This window comes from Allopusillimonas soli (assembly GCF_004153445.1).
Lineage (GTDB): Bacteria > Pseudomonadota > Gammaproteobacteria > Burkholderiales > Burkholderiaceae_B > Allopusillimonas > Allopusillimonas soli.
Genome location: NZ_SDQC01000001.1, coordinates 1,109,942 through 1,133,717, shown reverse-complemented (window position 1 = coordinate 1,133,717; position 23,776 = coordinate 1,109,942). Strand labels below are relative to the sequence as shown.

General features: G+C 52.1%; 21 protein-coding genes. 15 read left to right on the top strand and 6 right to left on the bottom strand.

The features are described 5' to 3' along the window. Positions 1–250 precede the first annotated feature (250 nt). The gene (locus ERD78_RS05305) at positions 251–1,240 is read left to right on the top strand and encodes an AraC family transcriptional regulator (RefSeq protein WP_129968179.1); all 990 of its coding nucleotides are present in this window, start codon (positions 251–253) and stop codon (positions 1,238–1,240) included. Between the two features lie 206 nt (positions 1,241–1,446). Here the strand turns inward: ERD78_RS05305 and ERD78_RS05300 are convergent, their stop codons facing one another. Both ERD78_RS05300 and ERD78_RS05295 read right to left on the bottom strand, forming a co-directional pair. Continuing rightward, on the bottom strand, positions 1,447–2,424 hold the full coding sequence (locus tag ERD78_RS05300) for a Bug family tripartite tricarboxylate transporter substrate binding protein (RefSeq protein ID WP_129968178.1): 978 nt from the start codon (positions 2,422–2,424) through the stop codon (positions 1,447–1,449). Between the two features lie 49 nt (positions 2,425–2,473). Next, positions 2,474–3,514 carry a TauD/TfdA family dioxygenase gene (locus tag ERD78_RS05295; RefSeq protein ID WP_129968177.1) on the bottom strand — a complete coding sequence of 347 codons (1,041 nt, stop codon included), beginning with the start codon at positions 3,512–3,514 and terminating at the stop codon, positions 2,474–2,476. A gap of 104 nt (positions 3,515–3,618) precedes the next feature. On the opposite strand from ERD78_RS05295, the gene ERD78_RS05290 reads away from it, so the two are divergent. Beyond that, positions 3,619–4,590: a LysR family transcriptional regulator gene (locus ERD78_RS05290; protein WP_129968176.1), complete on the top strand. Its 972-nt coding sequence runs from the start codon at positions 3,619–3,621 to the stop codon at positions 4,588–4,590. A gap of 327 nt (positions 4,591–4,917) precedes the next feature. On the opposite strand, the gene ERD78_RS05285 is transcribed toward ERD78_RS05290, so the two are convergent. Next, positions 4,918–5,808 carry a LysR substrate-binding domain-containing protein gene (locus ERD78_RS05285; protein ID WP_129968175.1) on the bottom strand — a complete coding sequence of 297 codons (891 nt, stop codon included), beginning with the start codon at positions 5,806–5,808 and terminating at the stop codon, positions 4,918–4,920. A 131-nt stretch (positions 5,809–5,939) separates the two neighbouring features. On the opposite strand from ERD78_RS05285, the gene ERD78_RS05280 reads away from it, so the two are divergent. From ERD78_RS05280 to ERD78_RS05270, 3 genes are read left to right on the top strand one after another with little or no spacing between them, the layout of a single operon-like run. Then, positions 5,940–6,947, top strand: a complete 1,008-nt coding sequence (locus ERD78_RS05280; RefSeq protein ID WP_129968174.1) for a tripartite tricarboxylate transporter substrate binding protein — start codon at positions 5,940–5,942, stop codon at positions 6,945–6,947. A 45-nt stretch (positions 6,948–6,992) separates the two neighbouring features. After that, a complete protein-coding gene (locus ERD78_RS05275; protein WP_167668847.1) occupies positions 6,993–8,210 on the top strand; it encodes a dipeptidase in 1,218 nt (405 codons plus the stop codon). Further along, positions 8,210–9,409, top strand: coding sequence for an NAD(P)/FAD-dependent oxidoreductase (locus ERD78_RS05270; protein WP_129968172.1), 1,200 nt, complete (start codon positions 8,210–8,212; stop codon positions 9,407–9,409). Before ERD78_RS05275 ends, ERD78_RS05270 begins: the two co-directional genes overlap by 1 nt. A 54-nt stretch (positions 9,410–9,463) precedes the next feature. Here the strand turns inward: ERD78_RS05270 and ERD78_RS05265 are convergent, their stop codons facing one another. Continuing rightward, the gene (locus tag ERD78_RS05265; protein WP_129968171.1) at positions 9,464–10,300 is read right to left on the bottom strand and encodes a GntR family transcriptional regulator; all 837 of its coding nucleotides are present in this window, start codon (positions 10,298–10,300) and stop codon (positions 9,464–9,466) included. A gap of 65 nt (positions 10,301–10,365) precedes the next feature. Here ERD78_RS05265 and ERD78_RS05260 point away from each other — a divergent pair, with 65 nt between their 5' ends. Both ERD78_RS05260 and ERD78_RS05255 read left to right on the top strand, forming a co-directional pair. Then, positions 10,366–11,361: a Bug family tripartite tricarboxylate transporter substrate binding protein gene (locus ERD78_RS05260; RefSeq protein ID WP_129968170.1), complete on the top strand. Its 996-nt coding sequence runs from the start codon at positions 10,366–10,368 to the stop codon at positions 11,359–11,361. A gap of 20 nt (positions 11,362–11,381) precedes the next feature. Then, complete coding sequence (locus ERD78_RS05255; RefSeq protein ID WP_129968169.1) at positions 11,382–12,374, top strand: polysaccharide deacetylase family protein; 993 nt, start codon at positions 11,382–11,384, stop codon at positions 12,372–12,374. Positions 12,375–13,091: 717 nt separating this feature from the next. Here the strand turns inward: ERD78_RS05255 and ERD78_RS05250 are convergent. After that, positions 13,092–13,976, bottom strand: coding sequence for a LysR family transcriptional regulator (locus ERD78_RS05250; protein WP_129968168.1), 885 nt, complete (start codon positions 13,974–13,976; stop codon positions 13,092–13,094). A 286-nt stretch (positions 13,977–14,262) separates the two neighbouring features. On the opposite strand from ERD78_RS05250, the gene ERD78_RS05245 reads away from it, so the two are divergent. From ERD78_RS05245 to ERD78_RS05210, 8 genes are all read left to right on the top strand, one after another. Then, a complete protein-coding gene (locus tag ERD78_RS05245; RefSeq protein ID WP_129968167.1) occupies positions 14,263–14,634 on the top strand; it encodes a Rieske (2Fe-2S) protein in 372 nt (123 codons plus the stop codon). Then, complete coding sequence (locus tag ERD78_RS05240) at positions 14,615–14,965, top strand: hypothetical protein (protein ID WP_129968166.1); 351 nt, start codon at positions 14,615–14,617, stop codon at positions 14,963–14,965. Before ERD78_RS05245 ends, ERD78_RS05240 begins: the two co-directional genes overlap by 20 nt. Further along, complete coding sequence (locus ERD78_RS05235) at positions 14,962–16,185, top strand: amidohydrolase family protein (RefSeq protein WP_129968165.1); 1,224 nt, start codon at positions 14,962–14,964, stop codon at positions 16,183–16,185. The genes ERD78_RS05240 and ERD78_RS05235 overlap by 4 nt, the downstream gene beginning before the upstream one ends. 108 nt (positions 16,186–16,293) lie before the next feature. Further along, positions 16,294–17,442: an ABC transporter substrate-binding protein gene (locus ERD78_RS05230; RefSeq protein ID WP_129968164.1), complete on the top strand. Its 1,149-nt coding sequence runs from the start codon at positions 16,294–16,296 to the stop codon at positions 17,440–17,442. Between the two features lie 83 nt (positions 17,443–17,525). Beyond that, on the top strand, positions 17,526–19,232 hold the full coding sequence (locus ERD78_RS05225) for an ABC transporter permease (protein ID WP_129968163.1): 1,707 nt from the start codon (positions 17,526–17,528) through the stop codon (positions 19,230–19,232). Positions 19,233–19,266: 34 nt separating this feature from the next. Further along, the gene (locus ERD78_RS05220; RefSeq protein WP_129968162.1) at positions 19,267–20,463 is read left to right on the top strand and encodes an ABC transporter ATP-binding protein; all 1,197 of its coding nucleotides are present in this window, start codon (positions 19,267–19,269) and stop codon (positions 20,461–20,463) included. Positions 20,464–20,556: 93 nt separating this feature from the next. Beyond that, a complete protein-coding gene (locus tag ERD78_RS05215; RefSeq protein ID WP_167668846.1) occupies positions 20,557–21,675 on the top strand; it encodes a mandelate racemase/muconate lactonizing enzyme family protein in 1,119 nt (372 codons plus the stop codon). Positions 21,676–21,802: 127 nt separating this feature from the next. Next, entirely contained in the window at positions 21,803–22,237 is a 435-nt protein-coding gene (locus ERD78_RS05210; RefSeq protein ID WP_129968160.1) for a GlcG/HbpS family heme-binding protein, read from the top strand. A 466-nt stretch (positions 22,238–22,703) separates the two neighbouring features. Here the strand turns inward: ERD78_RS05210 and ERD78_RS20155 are convergent, their stop codons facing one another. Further along, complete coding sequence (locus ERD78_RS20155; RefSeq protein WP_129968159.1) at positions 22,704–23,609, bottom strand: AraC-like ligand-binding domain-containing protein; 906 nt, start codon at positions 23,607–23,609, stop codon at positions 22,704–22,706. Positions 23,610–23,776 lie beyond the last annotated feature (167 nt).

Below are 23,776 nucleotides of genomic sequence, written 5' to 3'. Positions count from 1 at the left end.
TGCACCTGTGTCCGACTCCGCTGTTGTTATTGTCTTGCATACTTTCCCCGCCACACAATGAATCGCGGCACATCAGGGCTCGGCGGCCGTTATGCGCAGCATAAAAAGATAAACCTGCTTCTGGTCGCAAAATATCCCGCCGACAGGCAAGATGTCTTGGTTCAGGAGGAACAGTTTGCGGACTGAGCGGCACTGATTGACGCAATCGCCTTCGCGGTGTATGTTTTTGTAACGACAACGGGGGTGGCGCTTGAATAGACTGACATCACAACCGTCTCAATATTTTTCCACCGCATCATTGCCTGTCGCGGACAGGCTTCCAGTATGGCGGGAAGTATTTGGGCAAAAGGTGGTCTATCTCGACATCGAACCCGCGAAAAGCGTTCCTTTTCATGCCGATGGAACACTGTGCGCACTCCCTGGGGCTGCCTTCTCGTCGGTGTCGGCAACACCTATTCGCGTGTCGCGGACGCAAAACCTCATCGCCAAGGATAAGGCCGATACGCTTATCGTCGTGATCGCCGACACACCGCTTAAGGCCATTCAGGGAGGCAAGGAGAAAGTGGTGGACGCCGGTGACGCGATCTTCGTGCGGGGCGGCGAATGCAGCACGCTTGCCACGGAACGGGAAACGCGCGTTACCAGCATCGCCGTTCCGATCGATAGCCTCGTGCCCTTGATGCCTCGTGTCGAAGACTTGTCCATGACGGTCATATCCAGGCAATGCGATGCGCTTGGCCTGTTCCTTGGCTATGTTGATCTGCTGCGTGACTGGCGGGAAACTGTTTCGACCGAATTCGGCCACATGGCGGCAAACCACCTGCAAGACCTCGTCGCAGCGCTTGGCAGGGCCGGCGAGCCCCGCATCGCACCGCTCGAAGACCGTCCAGGCGTTCGTGCCGCCCGGCTGCGCGGACTCAAGGCAGCCATCGAAAAAGCGCTTTGCGAGCCGAATCTCTCGCTCCACGATATTGCGGCCGGCAGCGGAATATCGCCACGCTATGTCCGCAAGCTTTTCCAGGATGAACAGACCACTTTTTCAGGCTTCGTGCTGGGCCGCCGGCTGGATCGTGCCCGCCGGTTGCTGGGCCAGCCCGAGCACGCCGCCTCGACGATCGCCGCTATCGCATATGCCTGTGGCTTTGGCGATCTTTCATATTTCAACCGTGCCTTCCGCCGCTGCTACGGCATGACACCGTCCGAGCATCGGGAGGACGCGTGGCGAAACCGATGGCGGTGATCGGGATTGCATCATACCGATACCGATGCGTTGAACTAGGTGCCGGCCGCTAGCCGACCGGTAATCCCCCCGCAAAAGGAACGTGACGGATTCAACCGGTCAGTGCAACACCTTAGTTTTGATCGAATAAGATCAGGGGGTGTGTAATGGTCAGTGTCTACGGAGCCATGACTGATGAGCGTAAAGCACGAATCTGTCGGAAGCGGTTAATCAATTTGAATTTGGAGCTTCTTAATAATAGGCCCGTATCTGTTTCTTTCTTGGTCTATCTGAGCCGATAAAGCGGCGGGGCCGTCAGCAACGATTTCCCAACCCTGCGACGATAACGTTGTTTTTACTTTAGGATCTTGCAAGGCCTTGGAGAATTCCTTATTGAGCCGATCGACTATCCCAGGCGGGGTTCCTGCAGTGGTGAAAACGCCCAGCCATGTATAGTTCGTATATCCCGGCAAACCCGATTCGGATACCGTAGGCACGTCCGGCATAATTGAAGAACGATGTTTCCCAGTGGTCGCAATCGCTCGCACCTTACCGTCTTTCGTGTAACGGCTTGCAGTTGCTGCACTAATCAAAAATAAATCAACGTCTTTGGCTACCACCGCAGAGATGATTTGCGCAGTTCCCTTAAACGGTACATGAAGCAGCTTTATTCCTGCTGCGTCGCTTAGAGCCTCCATAGCCAGATGCTGTGATGAGCCATGCCCTGGACTGCCGAATGTAATGCCTTCGGGATTTGCTTTAGCTTTGGCTATTAAGTCACTTAGTGAGTGTATGGGGGAATCGGAGGCTACGAGCAAAGCATTGTCCAGGCTGGCCCCCCATATTACGGGCGTTAAATCGGTTTTTACATCGAACAAGGGTTGCTTATAGAGAAGTGGATTAGTGGCAATTGAAGACTGATCCACCATAATGGTATATCCGTCAGGATCGGCTTTTGCAACCGCAGCCCCTGCAATTTGTCCTGCCGCGCCGGGGCGATTTTCTACGATTACAGGCTGATGGACATTTTGACTAATTGCATCTGCAGTGAGACGGGCAAATAGATCATTGCCTCCTCCTGGTGGATACGGAACTACAAACTTGATTGGTTTTGACGGAAATTCCGAAGCTAGTGTTGGCGTAGTAGCAGCCATAGCTCCTATAAATGTACAGGCGCACAGCAAGGGAATTCGAATATTGATCATTCTATTTACTCCTCCTTATATGAATACAGTGTGCAGAACAGCTAGAGCCTCAAACATTGCCTAGTGCCTGTACAGGCTTATTTTTGCTCCAAGCACGCTGGGGGATGCCTTGCCGAACCCAGCGTTCCATAACGGGATCAAAATCACCCATATCCGCCATTTCAATCCATAGCCTTAGCATCAGTCGCTTATGGCCTTGACCATCGACAAACGCGTGGCGGTAGTGCAATGCAGAGTAGTTATTGAGAAGCTGGATATCGCCGGGCTCTAGCTGCATATCGAGTCGCAGTTCAGGATCTTGGCCTAGCGTTTCGATGTACTTCATAGCCTCAATCTGGAGCGGCGACAGCGCTACATTCTTCTTCCTCGATCCATTACGCATTTTTTTGCTGTGAAACCATGCCCTAAATTGATCGTTGTAGTTACTGAAAACAGGAACTGGAACATCACTGGTTTCATTTATATCGCCGGATTCACCTTCGCCGCGTAGATCGTGGTAATAGCCCTCGTACAACGGAAGAAGGTACTCGGGATGCTCAGCGAGAATACGGTTGTATATTGCGAGCGAACTGACTACGACACTTTCCCCCCCTTTTAGGGCGCGATCCACGCACAATAGGGACACAATGTCCGATTGATCCGAGTGGGGTGGCTGGCCTTCATTGGTAACATAGCTTCGCAAATTCGGGTCGCCGAGGTTGGCGGGTTTTTTGTCTGTAATGTGTTCTATTAGCGTACCCTTGGCATTCTGCGAAACGATAGTGCCTAGATGCGAGCCCAGCCCCCAGTAAATAATTTGGATCTCTTCGAGGGTGTATTTTTCAACCGGCACTCCTCGCAACAGGACAAATCCTCGTCCGTGCCTTAAATCGTGGCTTATCTTGGATAGTTTGTCAGCCAGCGAACCTATCGGAAAGGAGGCCGCGTCAAATTCCCCCCATTTGAGCCCTCGCGTAGAAACGGCATGTAAAGCGCTCTCAATGCCGGCGAGGTCTGCATTCGTTAGCGGGGTGATCCACTCATCTGTTTTTCTGAGTCGAGATCCTACCCATGCTCGTTCCATCGGAATGGGCTCTTGCAAAATTGTCATTGGGTACTCCAAGCCAAGTTCAACTGGAAATACTTTAGGAGACCTAATCTATAAGCACAATGTCTATATAATTATGGATTATTATATTTTTTCCTATATATATAATGGATGCCGAAAGCCCGCGCTTACCCAGAGACGCCATTAGTATCCTTAGGCAGATGACTTCTAGGCAGATCGAGGGATTTGTTGTGGCTGCTGAACTGCTGTCCTTCACTCGTGCTGCACAACGCTTACATATGACGCAGCCAGCATTCTCTCAATTGATACGTGAGCTTGAGGCTGGATTGGATGTGAAGCTCTTTGAGCGCACGACGAGACGCGTTGGCTTGACGCCTGCAGGTGAGGCATTCTACGAAAAAGCGCAACGCGGGGTACAAAGCCTATTCGAGGGGTATGAGAATGCTCGGGCAGTTGCGCGCGCTGAAGGCGGGCATCTTGCGGTGGGGTCGCTGCAATCGCTCGCAATGGGGCTTGTCATTCAAGCGTTAGCGAATTTCCGCAGATGCTGCCCAGGAGTTACTGTCAGTTTGCGTGAGGACTATAACGGCGCGCTATACGGTCATGTGCTGCGTGGTGAACTGGATTTTGCATTATGCGCACAATCCGAAAAAAACAGCGAGATCGTGTTCGACAAGTTGTTCGAGGAAGAGCTTGTGGCTGTGATGCCTCATGGGCATCCGTTGTCACTTAACGATATATGCAAATGGCAAGAGCTTCAGCACGAGCAGTTGATATTAATGTCCAACCAGTCCAGCACAAGGGAGCAGATCACAGAGGCCTTTGCGGCCAACGGCCTGATGGAAAAGAGCGCTTACGACGTAGCCAGTATGTTCACCGCCTTGCGGATGGTAGGGCAAGGTTTCGGCGTAACGCTGCTTCCCGTTACGGTATTGCCTCAAGTAAACATGCAAGGCTTGGCAACGTGCAGACTGGAGGATCCGACACCAATTCGACAGATTGGTATCTGCTGTCGAGTCGACCGAATACTATCGCCGGCAGCGGTCCACTTCAAAGCGTTGTTGCAGAGCCTAGCGACAGAAGTAAAACGGTCGACGATTCTTGATAAGCCCTTTTGAGTACTAAAAATGAAACTCTTATGGCACGAATCCGGGACGTTCTCTTCACAGTCATGAACAAATGCGTACTTGCCATCAAGCACCACCATCAACCGAGAAACAAACAGGGAGTTGCAGTACCCGGTAGAATCGACAGTTTTTCTTTCCTGGAGGGATGTTCTCTGAGTTGTTTTGTCTCGGATCCAGCAATTAGCTTCTGCATTACCCATGCAGCGACATACTGCACGCTCGTTGTCATGAGGTGAATCTGACTTCCCCCTGCGCTCTTCACAGCGGAGTAGCACGATAGAGTGCATTATCAGAACATTTAAATAATGATCTCTGCAGTCAGGAGGTGTATTGAAGTATGGTTTCACGAGCCAGTGCTGCAAACTTCTGGGCGATCAAAGTACGCGGCTTACTGGAAGGAAATAATATTCCAAATTCGGAGAAGAGAGCGGGTTCGAAGGGCAGCACAATTAGCCCATGCTCGGAGAAGTTCTGGGCCGTGATTGGATCTACGATGCCTATTCCTCCTCCCGCAATTACAAACGCACACATTGACGCAAATAGCGGTGTCTCGACGCGTATTGTGGGTGTGATTCCATAATTGGAGAATACTTCCATCAAACGCTGCGTTCGAACATGCTCTCGGGGAGCTGTGATCAGTGGCTGATCTTTTAAATCAACAGGGCTGATCACTTTTTTGTTGGAAAGAGGATGTCCTATTGGCAAAACGCAAACACAACGTACTGCAAGTATTTCTGCATCGACCCAATTTGACTCAAACGGCAGCTCCGAAAAACCGAGGTCGAATTGCTGCGTGGCGATCAGTTTGGCCACAGTAGGAGAACTACGCGCCTGCAAAACTACGCTGACCTGAGGATGGTTATTTAGAAATTGAGCCAGTACGCGCGGCAAAAAATCTAACGCCAGCATAGGCAGCGCGGCAATGCGCAAGGATCCAGCATGAGACTCTCGAATATCGACCGCTAAGCGCTCGACACTATCGAGCCGGTCTATGGCTGCGATCACTGCTTCGTGGAAGTATCGAGCTTCATCGGTAGGTCGCAGCCGGTTCTTTTCACGCATAAACAGATTGAAGCCTATATCCCGCTCCAGACTGGCAATGAGTGTGCTAATAGCCGGTTGCGAAATCCGCATCCGTGCAGCGGCATCTGTCACCGTACCCGTAATCATCAATGCATGGAATGCCTTGAGTTGGCGAACTTTAAGCATATACAAGAATGTGAGGCGTATATCTTTATTTTATGGAATCAAAAAAAAATAGGATTAGATTATAGAGATCAGTCGGTCTAGACTTCATCGTACGACTCAAACAACAATTCGATTCGGATGGAGGAAAAATCATGCTTACTGTTGGCCGACTGTCCAGCTCGAAGGCAAGTGCCCTCGTTATCGCTGTTCTGCTTGCTGGAATAGGAATGGGTTGTTTCGGGGCTTACGTCCAGGCCGCTCCTCTTTATCCTGATCGTCCTATTCGGCTGATTGTAGGCTTTTCAGCAGGAGGAGCTACCGACACGATCGCTCGCATGGTTGGACACCAACTCAGTGAGCGGCTAGGCCAAAGCGTGGTTGTCGAAAACAAGCCAGGTGCTGGCGGTACGATCGCGACTGGGTATGTTGCAAGTTCGCCTGCCGATGGGTATACCCTTCTATTTACTTCGGCATCACATGCTATCAACGCCACACTCTACAAATCGCTGCCATACGATCCAGTCAAAGACTTCGAGCCGGTTGTGCCAGTAGCGTCGACGCTTAATGTGCTCGTCATTCACCCGTCGATGCAAGCATCAACCGTCAAGGAATTCATTGATTATGTCAAAGCACATCCTGGAGAGCTGACTATGGCGTCGGGTGGAATAGGCTCTTCCAGCCATCTGGCGGGTGTGCTATTTAATACCATGGCTGGCATAAAAGTCACTCATATTCCTTATAAAGGAACTGCTGACTCAATGAGGGATCTAGCGGCAGGTGAAGTTGACTTTACTGTTGACTCGGTCTCGGCATATCTGCCCTATTTTGAGAATGGTTCGTTACGCCCTTTGGGCGTAGGAGATCTAAAACGAAGTAGCTTGCTGCCTAAGGTGCCCACCATTGATGAATCGGGTTTGAGCGGCTATGAGGTCAATGCGTGGGTAGGAATTTTGGCACCTGCACACGTGCCTCGGTCAGTTGTCGAGCTGCTAAACCGCCAAGTCAATGACATCCTTGCTTTGCCGAAAATGCAGGCGCAGCTTCAAAAGCAAGGCTCTCGCCCGTTAGGCGGAACGCCTGAAAACTATGCCGAGCTCATCCAGAGCGATATTAAAAAATTTTCCAAGCTCATCGAGCTTGCCGAAATTCCGCGCCAATAAATACGGCCGTGGATGCGCAGATAGTAAATGAGGGATAGATACCATATGAATAAAGAAAATCGTCTGATGGAAGAAGCTATTGAAGTAGCTAAGCAGTTGCATAACGAGCATATCGTTATCGACTCCTTATCACCTAGCATTATTGATGAGTGGGTGCTTACCCCTGCCATGGTAGAGATTGCCAAATCCATACAGGCTGACGGGGGCACTCGCCCGATGATCAAAGCTGCGATGGCCGAATATTTACTCACGCACTGTTGTACGGATGCTGAGCTACGCGCTGCCTATATTGCATTCTGGCAGCGCTCAGGAGTGACTGGATGCAACCACACGCTATACGCGTCAGGGCCGCCCGATGCTGCTTGGGAGTCCACAATGACAGAAATTGGACGTCTCAGTCAGCTATTGGGCGCGTTGCAGGGCGAAGTATCACTGGCTACTACTGCTGAGCAGGTTCAGGCTGCACATGCTGCAAAGCAGCGCGTGGTGTTCTATAACCTTCAGAACGCTGAGCCGGTAGGTGACAATTTTGGTCGAGTAAATACGCTGTACGGTATGGGAGTGCGTAGCATGCAGTTGACATACAACTTGCGCACTCGCTTCGGTGAAGGCTGCCTAGAGACCAATGACGGAGGCATTAGTCGGTTGGGTCAAGCATTAGTTCAAAAGATGAATGAAGTCGGCATGTTGGTAGACCTTTCTCACGGTAGCACGCAGACTGCGAGGGACATTTTGTCCTGCTCGAGCCAACCTGTTATTGCAAGCCATATTCCCGCGCGGGCGATCAGCGGCCATGCCCGAGGATTGCCAGACGACGTCTTGAGAGCGATTGCTGACGGAGGAGGGTATGCGGGTGTGTTGACTGTGCCGGCATTTGTATTACCGCCTGAAGGGGATCCTCGTGCCCAAGCGTTAGGCAGACCCGCTGGCTGGGCAACGTTAGATACGTTTGTAGATCATATTCAGCACTTTGTGAATGTCATGGGCGCTGACCACGTGGGCATCGGCACAGATTGGGGGAAGCCGTATTATTCGGCACTAACTTGGGACAGCACCATGGTAGGAGGCAGAAAAGGGTTTGATTGGGTAGGCTGGCGCGAACAAGATCACTTTGATCCCAATGGCCAGACTGAAGGTTTTGTGACTTGGGATCAGTGGATTAATCTTACTGCAGCTATGCTACGGCGCGGCATCTCTAAAGAAACAGTGATTAAGCTGATTGGCGGAAATTTTTTGCGTGTGTTTCGCCAGGTGTGTGGGTAATGGACGATGTGGCTGTTATCGGAGCAGGGATAATCGGCACCTGCATTGCTTATACTTTGCGCAAGCGCGGCGCACGGGTTGTTCTAATCGACGATGGATTACCAGGAAGTGGATGCAGTTATGGCAACCTTGGGGCGATCAGTATGAGTTCAGTCGTTCCATTAGCCACCGCTGGTACTTTGCGCAAGCTTCCAACGATATTATGGAATTCAGAAAGTCCGCTATTTTTACCTTGGCACTATCTGCCGCGCGCCATGCCATGGCTGCTGCGTTTTGCTTCTTCAGCGCGTAGCGATAGAGTAGAGGCGTCTGCTCGCCAGCTTGCAAGCTTGCATCGCGGAGCGGTAGAGGCACATGAGGCGCTTGCACGCGAAGTCGGTGTGCCCGAATTGATCTTGCGCAAAGGGCAATTACATTTATATGTTAATCATCAAGCTTATGCTAAGGATGCTGCTGCATGGAAGCTTCGCGAGCAGTTCGGCGTAATATTTGAACAGTTGAGTCGTAGCGACATCTTGGCCCTGGAGCCGAATATCAACTCGAGGTACCAGCACGGCGTATTGCTGCCTGACGATGCTACCATTTTAAATCCATCGCGTTATGTGCAAGCAATCTGCAACGCTTTTTGTATGCGCGGAGGCGTGCTGTGCCGCCAGCGCGTTCATGCGATTTGGCCGTTACCGCAAGGAGGATGGCGTGTCAACACTGGCGCGTCTGATGCGCGATACTCCCATGTAATTGTGGCGGCTGGTGCGTGGTCTGATAGACTCTTGGCCTCAGCAGGGATACGCGCATCACTGCAATCTCAAAGAGGCTATCATGCGCAATTCGATGGTAAAGCTGAGTTGTTATCCCGGTCGGTTGTGTTGACGGACAAAAAGATATTTCTTTCTCCTATGGAGCAGGGCCTCCGCGCGGGAGGAACTGTAGAAATCGCCAGCTTGGACGATGCACCAAATAGTCGACGTGCCCTTGCAATAGAGCGGGCCGTGCGACAGAACGTGTCTGGCCTAGAAGGTTGCGCTGCTACTCATTGGATGGGTCATCGGCCTTGTATGCCGAACTCTGTCCCTAAGATTGGACGTGTTTCGGGGAGGCCAGGATTGTGGCAGGCGATCGGCCATGGACATTTAGGCATGACCGATTCCGTTAATACCGCAGGGCGGATTGCCGACGAGCTGATGGCAGAACTGGCGTAAATGCCACTGACAAAAGCCCGCATTCTTTCATGCTTCAGGTGATTTCACGAGTTATTAAGTTCGGTAATCTAGCTTATCTCTGGAGACGCCATGATCCCTTTTGTATTGTTGGAGAACAAATTGGCAAGACGCGTGAATTAATGCTCGTGCAGCATTCTCGCTGGCAGTAGAGTCTCGACGAACAAGCGCATTAGCCAGGGTTCGCCAGTCGCGGGCAGACGCGAGACGGCGATCAACCGAAGAGAACGCTGATCCTTTGTTTCGCACCAACGCATGCCAGAGCGCTTGATTAGAGATGGATTCGTACATTAGATTTATCCACTTGCCCTGGGCCATTAAAATTAAGGCTTCTTGAACCTTCAAAACATGCTCGGTATAGCACTCGGCGTCTACGCCGGCCGCAGCTTCTTGTTCCAATGCTTTTACCGCGGCATCGAATTGCTGCAATTCATTATCATTAGCCAAACGGGCTGCTCGCTCGGACGCCAAGCCCAGCAAAACAGCACGTAAAGCATATAACTCGTGGATATCGTCGGTGTCAACCTCTGCTACACGGGCACCATAACGAGGCAGGCGTTCAACAAAGTGGCCACGTTCTAATTGCGCTAAGGCTTCTCTTATCGTAGCGCGGCTGACGGCGTGTTCGTCTGCTAAGAAGATTTCCTGCAGACGCTCTCCGGGCTTTAGTCGTCCTTCCAAGATTGCCTGCAGCAGCCTTTCTGCCACCAGCGTGGGCAAAGATCGCGCGCTGCGCCCTACCGCATGAGGGTTTTGCAGTGCGCTAGTTGCGGAAGTGCGCGTTCTTAAATTATTCATGCTTTTCAATATCTGATCAATGAATCGACAAAATACTATTAATTTGGTATTCTGACTATTGTCGACAATCGACATAATATAAAGCCATCATGTGTCAGTAGTGAGGCGCTGTTTATGACACAAAGTGGAAGGAGATCCAGATGAATCAAGTCAAGCTCGGTTTGTGGCCGACAAGCATAAGTCTCTTCTTTTCAACGATTCTGTCGCCCATACCTGCATTGGCCCAGACAGACCTATGTGCAAAACCGGCAATCGAATTGGTCGTACCGTGGGCAGCTGGGGGAGGAACTGATACGCAGGCACGCATGATCGCGCAGCCACTTGGAGAGCGGCTAGGAAAACAAATCGTTGTTATAAATAAGGCGGGCGCGGGAGGCGTTGTTGGCACCAGCAGTTTCGTGAATGCGGCAAAACCGGACGGATGTACGCTGATCATGGCGACAGGTGCAACCAACGCCACGGCGCCATTCCTATTCAAGGAGCTTCAGTTCAAGCCGCTGGATGATTTCACACCCATAGCTTTCGTGGCGCAAGCACCCAATATTCTATTTGTGCGCAGCGACTCGCCTTACCACAGCGTGCAAGACGTCATTGATGCAGCCAAAGCGAAGCCTGGTGCCCTCTCTTATGCTAGTGGTGGTGTGGGCGCGTCGAGCCATTTGGCCGCAGCTCTATTTGCCGAGAGTGCTGGCTTAGATATGGTACATGTGCCATACCAGGGCGCGGCTCCCGCCATTGCGGCGCTGATGGGCGGGCAAGTTGACCTGTCAGTCGATACGGGAAATCAACTCGGCCATGTGCGTTCCGGACGGTTGCGTGCATTAGCAGTGGCGTCGAAGGAACGCCTTTCTGCCCTTCCAGACGTCCCTACTTTTGCTGAGGCAGGGGTGAAGGGGGTGTACTACGCTTTTTGGGGCGGCGTGGCGGGCCCGAAGGGGCTTCCAGACACTATGGTACGGCGACTTAATAAGGAGATTAATGCAGTTATGGAAAGTCCAAAAGTCGCATCCTACTTTCTAAAGAATGGCTCCGAGCTTAAGCCCGAAATGACGCCAATGGAGTTTAAAACGTTCTGGCAGGAAGAGCTCAAGAAGAACGAGCACATTGTCGCCATTTCTGGAGCAAAAGCGCAGTAATTACAATTGCGGGAGATAACATGAAGAGCATTAAGGTTGTCATAACTATGGACGTTGAGCCTACGACGGCGACAACGCATCCTACTGCAACCGGGCCAGCTAACTGGGAGCTGGGGGAGCGGGCTGTGCGCGGGTACGCGAAGATTGCTGCAAGCTATGGATTTCCCGTTACATTCTTTATTCATCCCGAGGCCGCGCTTGCCCAGGCACGTATGTTCGATAAGCTGCGGTCACAAGGCGCGTGCCTAGGGCTTCATATCCATGCCTGGAAATATTCCATGTGGCGCCATGATGGTCAGCGCTATATGGCTCACTATGGTGGTCTATCCGAGAATGAGCAAAGGATGCTGCTTGCTGAAGCAGGTGCGCTGTGGCAGGAGGCATTGGGGGAATGGCCGCAGTACTTCAGACCAGGCACCTTTTCCGCTAACGATGCCATTTTCCGGGTTCTGAACGACATGGGATTCCGAGGAGGATCTTGTTCCGCCCCAGGGCGGATGATGCCAGAAATGCAAGCTGTATGGACTGGCACTGAGCCAGATCCCCATCGTGCTCATGCAAGTTTCCGTCAATTGCCTGGCAGCCTCGATTTCGTCAATATGCCATTATCCGCGGATTTTTCAGTTTCCCTGGAAGGCCGGATTGGCCGACGGATGCACCCGGATCCTCGCCCGGACACGGACTGGGAAACACAGTACGGGGTAAGCTATGAGTCAATCGCCAAAAATATTGTCAACCAGGTTATGGATAGAGCGCCTAGTGTTCCTGTTATTAACGTAGTATCTCACAATCATTATGACTATTGTGAACCTACTGACGCAACATGTGGTCGGCTAAATCGCTCGCTTGCGGCAATTATCGCAGCTTGTGAGTCGGCTGGGATCAAACCAATCGGTGCAACATTATCAGACGTAGTCGACGAAGCCCTGCGCGTGCCTATCAATGAGCCTACCTTTGTATGTGAAGGGAATATCATGGAGAAGGCTGGCGCAGTAGGGGTGTTGGGGAGATAGCATTCCGTCTCAAAGCTGTATCGCATTAATGAGGTCTCTCAACAATTTGCCTTTCGGGAGCATTAACAGGGCCATTGTTGATGATTAACCCAAAAAAATACGGATACTCCCGGAAGCAAGGGCCCGTTCTATTCACGACCAATGGCCGTGTATCGTTCCTCTTCAAACAATGGGAAGAGGTTAGGAAAGATCGCACGAACCCCACCAAGGGATCGCCTCAGCAGCCCCATGATCCAAACAGGCACGACGATTGCGCTTTCAGTGCGAGCCACAGTTGGTGGCAGTCAAGCTACTCAAATGTAAGCGTCAGGCATTCCCAGTTTGCTTCGCCGATCATATTCAGTGTTCGGAACCGTCGTGCTCAATACAAGGTGTCATGCATGAAGCTCAGTGCCCAACAGCGCTTGGGTTCCGTCGCCAGATCCAATGGTTGGCGTGGTCGGTCTAGCAGACTCATCTTGGAGACTTCGGCGCGGAAATACTTGCTCTTCCAGTTGTAGTAGATGGCTGCCCTGGTGCCCCGTTCTTGTGACACAACGCTACTTCGGAAAGACTGGTTTCACCTTACTTCAATACTGCTACGGACTCGCGTTTTGTATATCTATTTTTCATCACATGAGGCTTCGCATCCCAGAGACTTCGAAACTCTACCGACCGTCATCCAGTCAGCGAGGAGGCTTACGCCGCGTCACCTCGTTCCGTCTTGCGGACTACCGTCTACTTGATGGTGAAGTAGCCGTTGCGATCCAGATCAAAGAATATCTGTTTGCATAAGTTGGAAACTTGCTCGACGGCTAAAGTTGTCTGTCGCCCTTTAGACCGAGCGACGATGAGTTGACGTTTCATGTTCTCATCCTTAATCCGGCGGATGCCAAATAGCCCCATCTTGTATTCTCGTCGTGCAAAGGAGTAGGGCAGGATCGTCGCGCAGCGGCCCTCCTGAACCAACACGCGCAAAGCCTCCAGGCTGTTCATCACCATCGAAACCTTGAGTTCTTGGTTGCGTGATATGGTCAGGCGCTTCATGATGATCTGTATTGTTTGTGTTAACACCAGTGGGACGCGCACCAACTCCCCCCATTCTATGATGTTGTCTCGCTGCTGCGAGCCACTGGTAACCAGCACCATTTCTTCCTGAGCGACGTTGGCCCGTTCCAACAAGCGGCTACGGGTCATGTCGGCCATGACGGCTAAGTCTATGGAGCCAGCAAGCAGTCGTTCAGGCAGCATAGGGCTGCCGCGCTGTTCTATTTTCAGTTCGATTTTGGGGTAGGCCTCCATACGCGCGACAAGTTCGGGCAGCACAACCGGGCACAGTGTCGGTGTAATACCGACGATGACGGTGCCTCGGGGGGCTGCCTCGTGCGCCGCCACCATGTCGCGAACCCGCTCGATTTCGCTGAAGATGCCTTGGGCGCCTTCCACCAGTAGTCGACCCGCCTCAGTTAAACGCATTCCGCGGTTAACGCGCACAAAAAGCCTTACTCCAAGGTCCTCCTCAAGCTGGTGAATACGCCGTGTCAATGAAGGCTGGGTAATATGCAGCGTTTCTGCTGCATGGGTGAGATTACCTAACTCAGCAACACGAACAAAGAACCGCAAGCTGGTTGTATCTATATCTAGAATATGAGCCTCCGGCTAACGTGTGGATATATAGCGTAAGAGCACGTCGGTAAAAGCTTGAGTGCTGTGGCGAGTGGTAAAGATTCTGAATTGTCTAGATCTTAGTCAAGTTGCTCCTGGGTTGCTGCTGGCTTTGTCATACGGAATTTCTATCAGTCGAATAGCAACATAGTATTTGAACATATCATGAATAGTCCATAGACTTTGACATGTAGTGGGTGATACCTCAGAAATTCTTATAAAACCGGCATGCTACGGAGAGGCAATGAAAGAAATACTGCTCGCAGATTTTGATGAGATTCCGGAAAGGGGGCGAAAGATATTCTCGGTTGAGGGCGTACAGGTGGGTATCTTCCGGATTGATGACCAAATTTATGCTTGGCGCAATACATGCCCGCATCAGGGTGGCCCAGTCTGTCAGGGCAAACTAATGCGAGCGGTTGAAGAGCGCTTGGACGACCAGCACAGAAGCCTTGGAGTGCATTTCATAGAGGGGTCGTTGAATATCATTTGTCCTTGGCATGGCTACGAATTTGATGTTCGCACCGGCCGATATGCGGGAGCTGCGGATTTGCACCTGATACCACAACCCCATCAGGTGAGGGAGGGAAAAATCTATGTCTCAATTGACGACTGAAACTGTCACGGAACCCGTCACCTGTTTTGAGGATGACGCGCAGCGTCTGTGGGTTAGCACAAGGAAGCTGCTGGCGGAAGGTCGCGGAAACGTTGTGTCGGAGCTTGCGATACAGCAACTACTGGCTGCCGCCGTGCGCCTTTATGCCAATAAGATGGACACTGAAAATCGATATTTTTCTCCGGTCAGAGACGACAGCGGCCTGACGGTAACCGATGTGGCGGTCGTGGCGACCGAATTGCTGCGTTCTGTTGACCTTAGCCTTTTTGACCTTTCTATGTGGGCCTCCCGGCCGCGTGAGGATGAAATGATTGATCGGAGCAACGGATGAACTTGAAAAGTAACCATCAAGCAGCATCAGTTTCCGAGTTGCCTGTCATCGATGCCAAGGCGGATTCCAATGATATCCTGGCACGCGCACGACAGCAGGCCGATGAGCGCGAACTGGACAAGTATTTTATCGTGGATGTCGATTCTCACATCGGTGATCGAGATTCATGGCCCGAAGTGCTTTCCATGGTGGAAAACGAAGCAACCCGAGAGAGCGCCTTTTTCTTCGGCGGGGGTACTGGCAAAGGAGCGTTGTTAAACGGCACGCCCGGATTGCAGTTTCAACACGTTGGTGGGCGTATTCCTCATGGTTCTCAACTACAAGAGAGCGTCAGCGATACTTCTGTGCCGCGCGTGGTAACTTTGGCGCGCAAGGCGATGCACAATTTGGGGCTGGATTATCAAGTATTTTTTCCCAGCGTGTTGCTGTCGCTGGGGATGCACCCGGTGCGTGAGCTTGAGGTCGAACTGGCCATTGCCTATAACCGCTGGATTGTGGAACGAATCCTTCCTCACGAGCCGCGTATGAAGGCGCTCCTCTACTTGCCGTTCAATACGCCCAAAGCTGCAGAAGATATGGTCAAGCGCTTCCTGGGGGCCAAAGGGGTTGTGGGGTTTTTGGTGACTAGCACGCGCTATCAGCCGGTGCACGCCAATGAGTACATGCGCCTTTATGCCATGCTTGAGGAGGCTGGTATGCCGATCGGCTTCCATGCCCACCACAACTGGCACAACGAATATACACGGCACCTCAATCGCTTTATTTCCGTGCATGCTCTGAGCTTCGTACTTAGCAACCTGGTGCACATGACGAACTGGATTGTGAACGGCTTGCCGGAGCGGTTTCCCAAGCTAAAGGTAATCTGGATAGAAAGTGGCCTGGCTTGGCTGCCGTTCCTGATGCAGCGTTTGGACCATGAATATTTGATGAGGGTATCCGAAGCGCCGCTTCTTAAGCGCTTACCTAGCGATTACATAAGAGAAATGTTCTATTCGTTGCAGCCAATGGAGACTACCAATATGCGGCTGCTTGAAATGACCATGGAGGCCATCAATGCGAAGACGCAGCTGCTTTATGCATCGGACTGGCCGCATTGGGATTTCGACTTGCCGTCCACGGTGACGGATCTCCCTTTTCTGGATGAGGAGAGCAAGAGAAACATTCTGGGGCTCAATGCTGCTCGAGTCTTTGGGCTGGATATACCTAAGAAGTATCGGTAGTAATCATTGTTGTTCATGGTGTAGCGGGTGGCACATCGGTATCTTGCGTCACCCATTGTGGTCGTAGTGTCTTTATATACAAATAATCGGGAAGCCGAGGAGACTGTAATGAACTTTCTGTTGAGGGGGGTTGTGCTGGCTTCGGCATGTGTGGCATATCTGCCCATTTGCGCGAGTGCAGTGAATGCCACGCAGATTCTGCAAGAGGATATTCCCGCGCTGCAGGCCGCGGCCGATTCTGCTGAAAAGCAGAGAGTCGCAACCTTGATCACGCAAGCGCGCGAAGAAGGCCAGTTGAACTGGTCGGGCGCATTCATAGAGCCGGCAGAGGCTAAGGCCATAGGAGCGGAATTCAAACGTTACTATGGCCTGGACAAACTTCGTATTGAATATTCGTTCTTGAATTCAGGGATACTGTCCGCCCAAGTCAGTCAGCAAATAAAGGCGAACCGCGTGAGCTTTGATGTCCTATGGGTTGCCGGATGGTCCTGGATGAAAGATTTATACCATCAGGGCGAGTTGCTTGAATACGATTCACCTTATTATAAGGAATACACGTTATCGAACGATGCCGGTATGTCGCTGGAGGGATACTGGGTTGCTGACGCTCGTACCTATCAGCCCATGTATAACGTTGCGGCGCTGGCTAAGCGTGGCATTGAGGATTTTAATCCTACTAGCTGGAATGATTTTCTCGATCCGCGCCTTAAGGGCATGGTTTCCATGGGCAACCCCTACTCGTCGTTTTCTTTCGCTCAGGCTGCGCAAAGTAATCTGAAGTCCATGGGAGAAGATTGGTTCAAGGAGCTAAAGAAAAACGTGGATCCGGTTCTGTTCAACAAGGTCGCGGAGGGGCGCGCGTGGGTGGCGTCGGGAGAGTTTCCCATCATGCTGATGGGTCATGGCAAGCACGCCAAAATTCTAAAGGATCAGGGGGTTGAAGTACGGCTGGCCTTCCCCAAAGAGGGAATCATGATGATTCCGGATACGCCGGTCATTCTGAAACGCGCACCGCACCCCAATACATCCAGGCTTTTTATCGACTTTATTCGCAGCGAACATGGCGTACAAACGATTGTGAAATCGGGTGCTGTAGAATTTTTTGGCCGTCCAGGCATTAAGACTCCCGATCCCGTGCTCTTCCCTGCCTGGGAAGATGTTAAGCAGGTAGAGATGGATTGGGACAAGGATGGTTCTGCAGAGGCCATAGAAAAGACCAGAGCGACTCTGAAAAATATTGGTATCGGAACAAATTGATCCGCCAAAATGCTGCGCCCGCCGGGCCGAGGCGCAGCTATTTCATTGCTCTCATCGATTTACCATAGGGAATAGGAATACCAATGACAGCTTCTCTCTGGTCGTCTCGCGTGATGTTATCTGGCGACGTGTTGCGGCGTGGGCCAGCCATTGCGATCATTTACGTTACGCTGGCCGTTGTCATCCTTTACCCCGTAGTTATCATTTTTACCGAGCCATTTTCGGGCACCGACATCAGTCTGACCACTTCTTTTATACGGGTTTTTTCTGATTCGGAAGTCATCCGTGCGTTGGGAAACACTTTTCTGATTAGCCTGGTGTCCGTCATCATTGCAGCATTCATCGGAGTGGCGTTAGCTTGGCTGGTGGCACGCACGGATATGCCTGGCAAAGGGTTTTTTGATCCGCTGAACATGATCCCGTTTTATCTGTCCAGCATAGTCGGGGCGTTGAGCTGGCAAGTAATATTAGCGCCCAGAACGGGCCTGTTGAATGTTTTTCTGTCGGATATTTTGGGACCTCAGGCGATACTCAATATTTATTCGGTCGGCGGCATATCATTTGTCCTTGGCCTGTTTTATGCTCCCTACATCTATCTGTTCACCCTAGGTAGCTTGCAGAGCATGGATCCTTCGCTGGAAGAGGCGGCGCGCATGTCAGGGGCCTCGGTGCTTCGTACTGCATTTCGTGTGACTCTGCCGCTTTCGGCACCTGCGATCTTTTCCGCCAGCTTGCTCGTGTTCGTCACTTGTGCGGGCATCTTTGGCGTACCGTTGGTACTGGGTGCCCCGGGGCGTGTCGATACCTTGTCCACCCTGATTTTTCGAGCGGTTGGCGATTATCCGGCGGATTACGGTGAGGCTGCCGTACTTAGCTTGGCCTTGTTTGCGTTTACGGCCAGCCTAATCGCACTGCAACTTTATCTTTTGCGGGGCAAGGCCTTCATTACCGTCACCGGCAAGGCATATCGGCCCGGTCTTTTAAAGCTGGGTGGCTGGCGTTGGGCGGGGTTTGCGCTCAACAGCGTATACCTCCTTCTGGTACTCGCTCCGCTACTAGCGCTTTTACTGGTGTCCTTGCAGAATACGTGGACGGGCGTGTTCGAATGGGGACGTATGACGCTCGAAAATTACCGAAAGGTCCTGTTTCTTGAGGATGTGGCGCGCCGGGGGTTGTTCAACAGCCTATTTATTTCCGTCATAGGGGCCACCATCGCAGTCGCTTTTTGCGGCCTGCTGGCTTTAATCCTACATAGGACCCGATTACCCATGCGACGCGGCATTGCCTTTTTAGCGATGGTGCCGGTAGCGTTGCCTGGGATTGTACTAGGGGTGGCATTTTTGATGGCATTTATTTCCACGCCGCTTTACGGCACGATATGGCTCATCATGATTGCTTATATCGTGCACTATCTGCCCACGGGAGTAAGAAACATGGAGTCGCTAGTTCAGGCGGTTTCGCGTGAACTGGATGAATCGGCACGCATGTCCGGGGCCAACTGGCGCCAGGCCATGATGCGTATTGTGATCCCACTGATAGCTCCCGGAATGGTATCGACCTGGATTCTATTGTTCGTCACCTTTATCCGTGAAGTCAGCGCTTCCATGATCCTGTACACCTATGGGACAGAGACCATGACGATGGCGCTGATCCAGATCATGGAGTACGAACCTTACGGTGTTTCGGGGGCGTTCGGTATTCTGCAGACGGTGTTGTTGTTGCTGTGTGTTGTGTTGATACGATGGCTAGCCAAACTGGATTTTTCCAGGTCGCGCCTTTTAGCTGTCTAGCAGGCAATATAAATAATCTAGTTGGAGGGTTTTGATGGCTATCGCGACCATCGAGAGTAGATATGCGGCATCGCAAAAAGCGGTGATCCCACACACGCAAGATGGCATGGCAGGGGAACCTCTGGTTGTGCGAGTGCAGGAGCTAGGCAAATCGTACGGCGATGTTCAGGCCGTAAAAAGCATCAGCTTTGATGTTGTCGCTGGTAAGACTTTGACGCTGCTCGGGCCAAGCGGCTGCGGCAAAACGACCACATTGCGATGCATCGCTGGTTTGGAGACGCCGACCCACGGTCGAATATCGATTGCTGGCAGGACGATGTTCGATCATGCCAGCGGCGTATCAGTGGAGCCGGAAAAGCGAGGCATTGGTATGGTGTTTCAATCGTACGCCATATGGCCGCATATGACAGTGGGAGGGAATGTAGGTTTTCCTCTGAAAATCAAGCGCCTATCACGTACACAAGTTCGTGAGCGCGTCGCTCGTATTTTGGATTTGGTAGGGTTAGGGGACTTATATGATCGCTCGGCGTCGCAGTTGAGTGGAGGGCAGCAGCAGCGCGTGGCGCTGGCCAGGGCTTTGGTCTTTGAGCCACAGTTGGTGCTGTTCGATGAGCCGCTCTCCAACTTGGACGCGAATTTGCGGGATCGCATGCGCGCCGAACTGCAGCGTCTGCAGGCAGAACTGAACTTTACCGCCATTTTCGTTACGCACGACCAACAAGAGGCGCTATCCCTCTCCGACCAAATTATCGTGATGAGAAATGGCCTGGTGGATCGATTAGGCGCACCGAAAGAGGTATTTCAAAATCCCGCAACACCGTTTTCTGCCCGCTTTCTGGGCTGTGCTAATAATCTGCAAGGCGAAGTGGTCCAAGCTGCCTATCGTCCTGGGGACAGCGTTACCGTCCGGGTGTCAGAAGTCATGTCATTGGCAGGTCGTTGGTGTAGTGAAGAACCCGCCCATGTAGGGACGATGGCGACGGTGGCTTTCAGAGCTAGTCATCTGTCCATTGGATTTGACGACAGTATTCTTGCGTCGACAGAAAATACCTTTGAAGGGCAGATAGCGTCAGCGTCCTTTCTCGGTGATCGTATCGACTATACCGTGTCAGTGGGCGGGATATCAGTGCATGCCGATGGCCCCATTAATCCGAGCTTTGCGCGTGGGGATACCGTTCACTTAGTGATTTCCCGCGACAATTGCCATGTATTTCCGGGTACGGAATCGTAGCTTGGGCATCTGTCTCACGATTCGAAGACTGACGCCACCAACTCAAGAGTAGGATTTCTTATGGGTCATGATAGTTGCCGGTCGGCAGCTGCTGTGCGCAGCGCTGCATCCATTGTCATCAAAAAAGTGGAGGCTTTTGCCGTAGCTGTTCCGCTGTCTTATCCGATCAAGATGGCGCATAAGACGTTTGACAAGGTCGAAAGCTTGGTCGTGCGTATGGAATCCAACGATGGGGTAGTCGGATGGGGAGAGGCTGCGTCGGCCCCCAGCTTGACCGGTGAAACATGGCAAGGCATGGTGGCCATTGTTCGCGATCATATGGCGCAATATGTCGTTGGACGCGATGCACGCCTGCGGCTAGCGCTAATGCGAACGGTCAGGACGAGAGTGCAGGGAGCGCCGGGGGCCACGTCGGCATTGGAGATGGCCTTGATTGACCTAGTGGCGCGGTCTCTGCAGGTTCCCATGGCTATGTTGTTGGGAGGGCTTGTCCGTGATTATGTCGAACCCATGTGGTTGCTGGGGGGTGGGGCGATAGCGGAAGACATCGAGAGGGCGCGACAAAAATCCAGAGAAGGCTACCGCTTATTCAAGCTCAAAATCGGTGTCAGGCCAGTGGATGAAGAAATTGAAATGTCAAATGCGATGCGGGCTGAGCTTGGGCCAGATATAAAACTATGTGCGGATGCAAACGCCGGGTTTTCTTTGGCGTCAGCACGGCGGTATCTATCCCGTACTCAGGATGTGAATCTGGAGTTTTTAGAGCAGCCGTTCGCACCGGATGCGCAGGCAGCGTTAAAGACGTTGGCGCACGAATCGCCAGTGCCGTTGTGCGCGGACCAAAGCGTCCATACCATCGATGATATCGTTCAGCAGGCAGGGCTTGGCGTGGATGGCGTTACCTTTAAATTGAATAAGTTGGGTGGCCTTGGCGAGTGCCTGAAGGCGGCGGCCGTTAGCGAGCAGTTAGGACTCAAAGCCATCATGGCAGCCAAGATTGCCGAAACCAGCATTGCCTCGGCTGCCATTGTGCAGATTTCATGCGTCATGCCTTCGATAGAATGGGGGGTTAGTCTGTCCCATGTCTACCTGGCTGAGGATATCGTGAAAGATCCGCTGATGGTGGCAAATGGACGGGTTGATTTGCCCAGCGGCTCCGGCCTGGGGGTCGTGATTGACCAAGACGCTTTGGATCGTTTGCGTATAGCTTAAGCAAATACATCGTACCGCGACGGTTAACAAGGCTACGACAATGCTGGCCGTCGTTTTTTTATTGGTAGTAAGTACGCGATCTTTTTGCCCCGCGCTGCGGTTTTGCAAAGAAAACAGGAGTTGCACCATGATTACAATCACGCTCGAGCAAGCCCACAAACTAGCAGACGTGGCGATGAAGCACGGACAAACACTGCAACTGGCGCCGCTTACAATTGCCGTCCTGGATGCGGGTGGATGCATCGTGCTCATACATCGTGCTGACGGCTCCAGCCTGTTGCGGCCACAGATTGCGATTGCAAAAGCATGGGGAGTACTCGGGATGGGATTTGGCGGCCGTGAGCTAGCTCGACGTGCCAGGGCCAATCCTCCATTCTTCAATGCAGTCTCCGACATGGCAAATGGCAATATCGTTCCGACACCCGGTGGGGTATTGATCCGCGCCATGACGGGGGCCGTCATGGGATCCATCGGAATCAGTGGCGACACTTCAGAGAATGATGAAGTATGCGCCGTGAGAGGAATCGAGTCACTAAGCCTCATCGCCGACACGGGAGAATGACCTTGCCCTGTTTTCACGTACAGCAAGAAGATGGCAGTTTCTTGTCTACGGAGAATGGAAATGGAAGAAAGAAAGCAAAGTATCCAAACGGCAATATACGCAAGAATATTGATTTCCCTTTTCGTCGATGGCAATCCGATCACGTCATGGCAAGTCTTCTCCGATCGACCAAATTTCGTCTGGCGGGCAATCCATCAGGCGTGACAATTCCGCTCTACCCAATTCCGTTAGCGTTGCGATATTGATACCGGCCCGTTCAGGCATTGAGACAATCGTTTGAGAGACGCACGCCAACAATCCTTTTTCTTGAAGCTGTTGGAAAATCTGTTCTCTTTTATGCCAAGGTATTTGACGTAGGCGTACGTGCTCTAAAGTACGGTATACCTGTCCATTCGATATAATCATTTTCATGTCTAGTTATAGCTGTATCGTCTCCTGAATAAGGAAATTTATTTTGCTCAATGGGTCAGCCGCTGATCCATGATTCGAACATCATCCGTACGAGTTCAGCCTGCCGGCGAGCGCCCGTCTTTTCAAAGATGCTATTCAGGTGTGAGTGCGCGGTAGAGTCGGTTATCCCTCGGCGTTTCGCCGCGGCAATACGGCCATCGCCCTTAACGATCTCCAGTGCGAACGCGGCCTCGGTTCGGGTCAATCCATAGCGCTCTTGCAGTACCCATGCCCGTCTGGCTAGCTCGGTGGCTGGATCAATTGTAGTGTGCTTTTTTTCGGGAGCGGCTTGAGCGCATCTTTCCCAATGATCATCTAGCTCCGAGCGTTTGCCACCGAGGGCAGTGGCGACAAGATAGTAAAGGTGACTGTCCAACGCGGCTGCCATCTTGGCATCGCCGTGTCCGAAACTGTTCCAGAGCATGCCAAGATAGGACATGAGCACGCCACCCAGAATGGAGCCTCCAGGGATGAAGGCGTTGACGGCGCACGACGGGTCAGCCAGCAAGGGTTCCAATACCACTCTTGGTACCGCCCAGGAACGGACATGATGGCTGGAAAGCATCATTTCAAAGGGCTCGGTCGCCTCCATCAAGACCAGGTCGCCTTTGGTTGCCGTTATTTCGCGGCCAGCCTGATGATAAAGGCCTTGTCCGTCAAGATGAAGTACAAGGTTATAGCAATCGGGCGCCTGTTCGATCAGGCGCTTTGGACGCGAGATTCTTGCAGAGGCATTGACGCACTCGGCGGACATGGAGCCCGCATATGCGTGCATGACGATGCTCCCATGGCTCGGGTCGTCAGTGAGCCATTCAAAAGTGGTAGCACTCCACAGCTCCGACACTTCCTCACACCAATAGGCGCGCCGTTCTACGCAAGCGACATCACGCGTAGAAAATACGTACTCTATCGGTTGTTCCATATGTACTGCCCCAAGTAAAAGCGTGCGCTGCTATCGCGATGAAAATGCAGGCTGCGCTTTTGCGTAGGATTTGGCAGTTCATTGTTTACCTAACTGCTCGCATATCCCCCGCCTTCGAGTGAAATATCACGAATAGCACTGTAAAGGCAGCAAAGTGTCCGACGCCG